7 protein-coding genes are annotated in these 5,354 nt (G+C 66.6%); 1 reads left to right on the top strand and 6 read right to left on the bottom strand.

Features of this window, described 5'->3' with window-relative positions:
* Window positions 1-745 precede the first annotated feature (745 nt).
* The 6 genes from B0T44_RS25925 to B0T44_RS25900 form a co-directional block, all read right to left on the bottom strand.
* Window positions 746-1,327, bottom strand: a complete 582-nt coding sequence (locus B0T44_RS25925) for a MerR family transcriptional regulator (protein ID WP_077115440.1) — start codon at window positions 1,325-1,327, stop codon at window positions 746-748.
* 235 nt (window positions 1,328-1,562) lie between these two features.
* Window positions 1,563-2,036, bottom strand: a complete 474-nt coding sequence (locus B0T44_RS25920; RefSeq protein ID WP_077115439.1) for a bifunctional nuclease family protein — start codon at window positions 2,034-2,036, stop codon at window positions 1,563-1,565.
* A 176-nt stretch (window positions 2,037-2,212) separates the two neighbouring features.
* The gene (ftsR, locus tag B0T44_RS25915) at window positions 2,213-3,016 is read right to left on the bottom strand and encodes a transcriptional regulator FtsR (RefSeq protein WP_077115196.1); all 804 of its coding nucleotides are present in this window, start codon (window positions 3,014-3,016) and stop codon (window positions 2,213-2,215) included.
* Window positions 3,017-3,085: 69 nt separating this feature from the next.
* On the bottom strand, window positions 3,086-3,571 hold the full coding sequence (gene odhI / locus B0T44_RS25910; protein ID WP_077115195.1) for an oxoglutarate dehydrogenase inhibitor Odhl: 486 nt from the start codon (window positions 3,569-3,571) through the stop codon (window positions 3,086-3,088).
* 180 nt (window positions 3,572-3,751) lie between these two features.
* Window positions 3,752-4,150: a glycine cleavage system protein GcvH gene (gene gcvH, locus B0T44_RS25905; RefSeq protein ID WP_077115194.1), complete on the bottom strand. Its 399-nt coding sequence runs from the start codon at window positions 4,148-4,150 to the stop codon at window positions 3,752-3,754.
* Window positions 4,151-4,283: 133 nt separating this feature from the next.
* Window positions 4,284-4,868 carry a CDP-alcohol phosphatidyltransferase family protein gene (locus B0T44_RS25900; protein ID WP_077115438.1) on the bottom strand — a complete coding sequence of 195 codons (585 nt, stop codon included), beginning with the start codon at window positions 4,866-4,868 and terminating at the stop codon, window positions 4,284-4,286.
* Window positions 4,869-5,116: 248 nt separating this feature from the next.
* Between B0T44_RS25900 and B0T44_RS25895 the strand changes: the two genes are divergently transcribed.
* Window positions 5,117-5,354, top strand: a 238-nt coding sequence (locus B0T44_RS25895; protein WP_139795375.1) for a DUF2252 family protein, incomplete at its 3' end; no start/stop codon positions are given.

Genomic DNA, 5,354 nt, shown 5'->3' with positions numbered 1-5,354 from the left:
TGCTGCTCCTTCGGCGCCCGGGACTTACCCGGAACTCTCCCGCACGGCGGCGACGCTGTGACATTATGCCGCGCCTGCGGCGCGGCGGGTTCGCGGCCCCCTTGTGGCTCACGTTTCCGACCCTCGCGACTCGCGCCTGCGGCGCATGCGCGAGGGTCGGACGTTCATCCGCCCCGGCGCCCCTAGCTGCGAGGGCGGAAACGCGAGCCGGCCGCGAACGGGCTCGTAAGACTCGCCCTCGCCGGGGCTGGGAAAGCATTGAGAGCTGGTCTCGGTTCAGGGGCGGCAATGCGTCGAGATGACGGGTGGACGGCGGTGGTTTTCTTGGCACGGATCCCATGATTCGGGAGCTCCGGGCGCAGAGAAGTTGTCGATAGGCGAGCGAGAAGCTGGCGGCAGGGCGAGTGGTTGTCGAGCTGTTCGTGCACGGCAGTAGCGGCGAGGGTTCAGCTCATACGGCATCTGCCGACATCGCCACGCACCTTGCGCTGGCGCGGCGAAACGAGTCTCTCCCGCGAGCTGATCGGCTGTGATTACTCCGGCTGCCCTAGTAGCAGGCCCTGCATTGCGGGGCACATGTCCTCGGGCTCCCTGTGACCGCTCCGGTTCTGGCCTTCCGTCGCTCGACTCCATCACGATCTGGCAACGGTTGGGGTAGGGGGCACGAGTAAACGGCGTCCCCAGGCCACCCCTTACCGGGCCCGAAGTTCCTCCCAGGATCAGCGAGGGCCGGTGACGCGCAAGGCTAGCCCGTTTTGCGGTTCAGGCGAGCTTTGCGGCGGTAGGCGAGCTCGTCTTCGGGGCGGTCGCTGGCGGGGGTGGCGCGTTCGGCGGGGAAGGCGGCGATGGCGCCGGTCAGTTCCCGCATGGCCCCGCTCACGGCGATTCCGAAGACTCCCTGGCCGCCTTGCAGTAAATCGACCACCTCCTCCGGGGAGGTGCACTCGTAGACCGAGGTGCCGTCGGAGAACAGGGTGACACCTGCGAGGTCCTGCACCCCGCGGCTACGCAGATGGTCCACGGCGATGCGGATGTTCTGCAAGGAGATGCCCACGTCGAGCAGCCGTTTCACGATCTTGAGGACCAGGATGTCCTTGAACGAGTACAGCCGCTGGCTGCCGGAACCGGCCGCGCTGCGGATGGACGGCACAACCAGGCCGGTGCGGGCCCAGTAGTCGAGCTGGCGGTAGGTGATGCCTGCCACCTGGCAGGCGCTGGGGACGCGGTAACCGACCATGTCATCGGGCACGGAATCGTCCGGGAACAGTCCTGGCTGGATTGCGGGCTGTGCGGGCCGGCCAGCCGGACCTGCGTCCGACCGGGGCACGTCCTGTGTGTGCTCTGCCACTGACCACTCCCTTGCTACGCCGACGCTTGGCTCATCGATGATGACCCGGCTTGATGACCGAATCTGCTGACCGGCGACCCCTGGTCGACCGGCCGAACCGACGTGGTCCAACTGTCGAGATTACTCCCCTTGATTCTCCCGAACCCGGCGTCGAGCCTCCAACGCGACGCGCGGAAATAGACTCGACCTGATACTGAGGCCTGATCGATCGTTATCAGCTGTCGGTGGCCTTGAAATCGTCCGGTGACACCGACTCGAGGAACTCCTTGAACTTCTCCACCTCGTCCTCGCGCTCATCCGGCATCACCAGCCCCGCCTCGTCGAGCACCGGCTCCTCGGCGTAGATGGGGCAGCCGACCCGCAGCGCGATCGCGATCGAGTCCGACGGGCGCGCGGAGACACGCAGGTCGTTCTCGAACACCAGATCCGCGTAGAACGTGCCTTCCTGCAGGTCCACGATGCGGACCTCTTTGAGGGTATGCCCCAGATCGGCAATCAGGATCTTGATCAGATCGTGGGTGAGCGGACGGATCGGAGTGACGCCCTCCTGCTCCAGCACGATCGCAGTGGCCTCGGCCTGCCCGATCCAGATCGGCAGATACCGTTCCCCGCTCACTTCACGGAGCAGCAGCACGGGCTGGTTCTGTGGCTGTTCGACACGGATGCCGATCACGCGCATTTCGCTCATCGCACTGCCTCCCATACTCGCCGGCCGCTCGGCATCGCCGCTGCCGAGCACGCCGTATCCACGAGTCTAGGCGAATTTCCGGCACCACCGCGACGGGAGTATCCGAGGAAACGGCGTGTTGTCTCTGCACGGACGATCAGCGAGGCGGACCAGGTTCACCACGCGCCGAGCCGGACTCAGCCGCCGAGCGAACTGCGAACCGACGCCTTGACCAGGCTGGCGTGCAGAGTCAGCGATAGTGCCGCGAGTTCGCGTACCGTCTCCTCTGCCCTGGCGCGCGCACCCGCGTCGCGGCTCTTGGCGATCGGCGCCGCGATCTGCGCAATCAACGACGCCTCCCGGTCTGCGGCCAGTTTGAACGCGCGCAGATGCCTCGCCTCCAAACCGAATTCGGACAGCGCCCGCGCGGTTCTGGCCAGGGTGACCGCATCCGCATCGAAGAAACCGGCGGCACCGGGAACGATCAGATTCGCCCGGATCAGATCAGTGAGAAATTTCTCATCGATGCCCGCCTGCTCGAGCAAGTCCGCGCGAGTGAGCCGGAGCTCGTGATCGAACCGGATCTCGTCCGGGGACACCTCCCCCGGAACGACACCGAGTCTGCGCGGCACCCCGGACCGCCCGGCAGGCGCACGGCGCTCCGCCTCGGTGGCCTGCTCGGGGCGAGCGGAATGCGCTCGGGCGCGGGCTTCCCGCACACCGAGCGACGCCGCTCCGCTGTCGATCGCTTCGAGTTGCTCCTTGATCACTTTCAACGGCAGGTACTGATCGCGCTGGGCGGTGAGCACGAAGCGCAACCGCTCCACATCGGCGATGGAGAACCTGCGGTAGCCCGACGGGGTCCGCTCCGGCCGGATCAGACCCTCCGACTCCAGGAATCGGATCTTGGAGATGGTGATATCCGGGAAATCGGGGCGCAGCAGGTCGAGCACGGAGCCGATCGACATACCTCCGCGCGCCCACTGCGCAGCGCCCGTCATGACCTAGAGCCTTTCATATGACCATGCCGACCGCGTTCATCGGCACACCCTCCCTGAAGGCAGGCGCTGTCAGTGGCTGCCCGCACCAGCCGCGGAATCGGTGGCCTGCGTGCGTGGGCCGGTCAGGAACACCAGCCGGAACTTACCGATCTGGACCTCGTCTCCGTTCTGCAACTCCGAGGAATCCACCGGCTCCCGGTTCACATAGGTGCCGTTGAGGCTGCCGACGTCGACAACCTGGAAGGAGTCCTCGTCCTGACGGAACTCCGCATGACGGCGGCTGACGGTGACGTCATCGAGGAAGATGTCACTGTCGGGATGCCGGCCCGCCGAGGTGGTCGGCTGATCCAGCAGGAACCGTGAGCCCGCATTCGGGCCGCGCTTGACGACCAGCAGAGCCGCGCCGACGGGCAGCCCTTCGACACCCTGCACCGGCTGTTCACCGGTCGGCTCTCCGGAGCGCGACGCCTCGACCTCGTTCAGGAAATCCGCGCGGAAGACCGACGTCGTCTCGGCCGCGGTCTCCCCGTAACCCGGGTCTTTGTTCTCGCTCACCGTTTCTCTCCTCCTCGAACCTGATAACCATGCAGGCAGGTGCTGCCTCGACCTCGCGACCCGCGTCGCGGCCCTGGAAGCTGTTATCGGCAGTAACCGATAACGGCTGGCGGCACATCCGTTGGCTTTGACCGTACCCTGCCGGGGCGTACCCGTGCAGGTAGAACCGGGAAGGCTGGGTCAGCCCCCGATAACTCCTTGATAACCTGCGGCATCCAGCAGTTCACCGAGCGTCGAGTCCAATGCGGCGGCGTCGCCGACCTCGAGCTCGAACAACCAGCCCGCACCATAGGGATCGGTGTTCAACGTTTCCGGCTTCGCCTCCAATTCCTGGTTCGCCGCAACGACTTTCCCACTCAGGGGAGCGTATATGTCGGAGACGCTCTTGGTCGACTCGACCTCCGAGATGCCGTCTCCCGCGGCGACCTCGGCGCCGGTGGCGGGTAGCTGCACGAACACGACGTCACCGAGCTGCGACTGAGCGTAATCGGTGATGCCGACCCGTACCCGGGTCGGGCTGATCCGACGCACCCATTCGTGCTCTTCGGTGTAGCGCAGATCCTCCGGGGTCTGGGTCACGTGGCGTCCTTTCGTCGTGCACAGTGCACGCAACTCTATGCGAGAGTCCGACGATCGTCCGTCTCAGGTATCCCCAGCAGTAGGCATCGAACGCCTATCGGCAGCGTTTTGCCGCGTGGTTGCGGTGGCCGGATCACCCGCTGCCGGTCGGCCGGACAGGGATGACGCGGGCGACCGCGATCGCCTTACCCGTGTAGAGCACCCCGGTCCACACGTACACCGCGGTGCCCCAGATCAGCAGCGCGCCGCCGAAGGCCCGGGCGAAACCGTCGCCCGCCCAGTCCATCTGCCCGGCCAGCAGCCAGGGCAGCGCCGACATCAGCGCGAAGGTGGCGGCCTTGCCCAAATAGATGACACCCGGCGGGTCGAGGTCTCGGCGCCGGTACACCGACAGTGTCAGGGTAAGGATCAGGTCACGGCCGATCAGCAGCACCGCCACCCACCACGGGATCAGCCCGCGGGCGACGAAAGCGACCAGGGTCGTCACCAGGTACAGGCGATCGACGAACGGGTCGAGCAGCGCGCCCAGCCGCGACGACTGATCGAGCAGCCGGGCCAGTTTTCCGTCCAGGAAATCGGTGACGCCGCTGACCACCAGCAGGGTGAAGGCCCAGCCGTCGGCGTGCTCGACCAGCAGCAGCCACAGGAACACCGGGACGCCGATCAGCCGGAGCACGCTCAGCACATTGGGCACGGTGAGCACGCGGTCGGCGAAGATCTCCGCGACCGCATTACGCCTGGTCCGGTCCGCTGCCGTGTTCGAGGCGGGACGGCCCGGTTCGCTGGTCTCCGGATCGCTCGCCCCCGGTTCGCTTGTCACAGACCGTGCATACCGCACCGCTGTCGTTCGTCACCATTCGCCCCTGGCGCTTCCCTACGAGGGCGCCCGTACTCCATGGCCCCGGCCCGGCCCTGCACCGTGCCCGGCAGGTGATGCCGCACACCGGCTCGGTAGCGTACGCCGTGATGTCGAAGAGCCGTATCCATTTACGTAATCATGTGCCCGCCGAGGAGGTATTCGCCCGCGGGCGGGCACTGCGGGAACGCGTCCCGCTCGACTCCCGGGATCGAAAGGTGCGCGCCGACACGCGGCCGGGGGTGGTCGAGCACATTGCGGCAGGCAATGTGGGCAGGCTGGCGCATCTGGTGCCGTTGCGGATCGGCCGGATGGCGGCCTCGCCGTTCACCTTCTATCGCGGCGCGG

This window comes from Nocardia donostiensis (assembly GCF_002081715.1).
Taxonomy (GTDB): Bacteria; Actinomycetota; Actinomycetes; order Mycobacteriales; family Mycobacteriaceae; genus Nocardia; species Nocardia donostiensis.
This window is presented reverse-complemented; position numbering and strand designations above follow the sequence as displayed.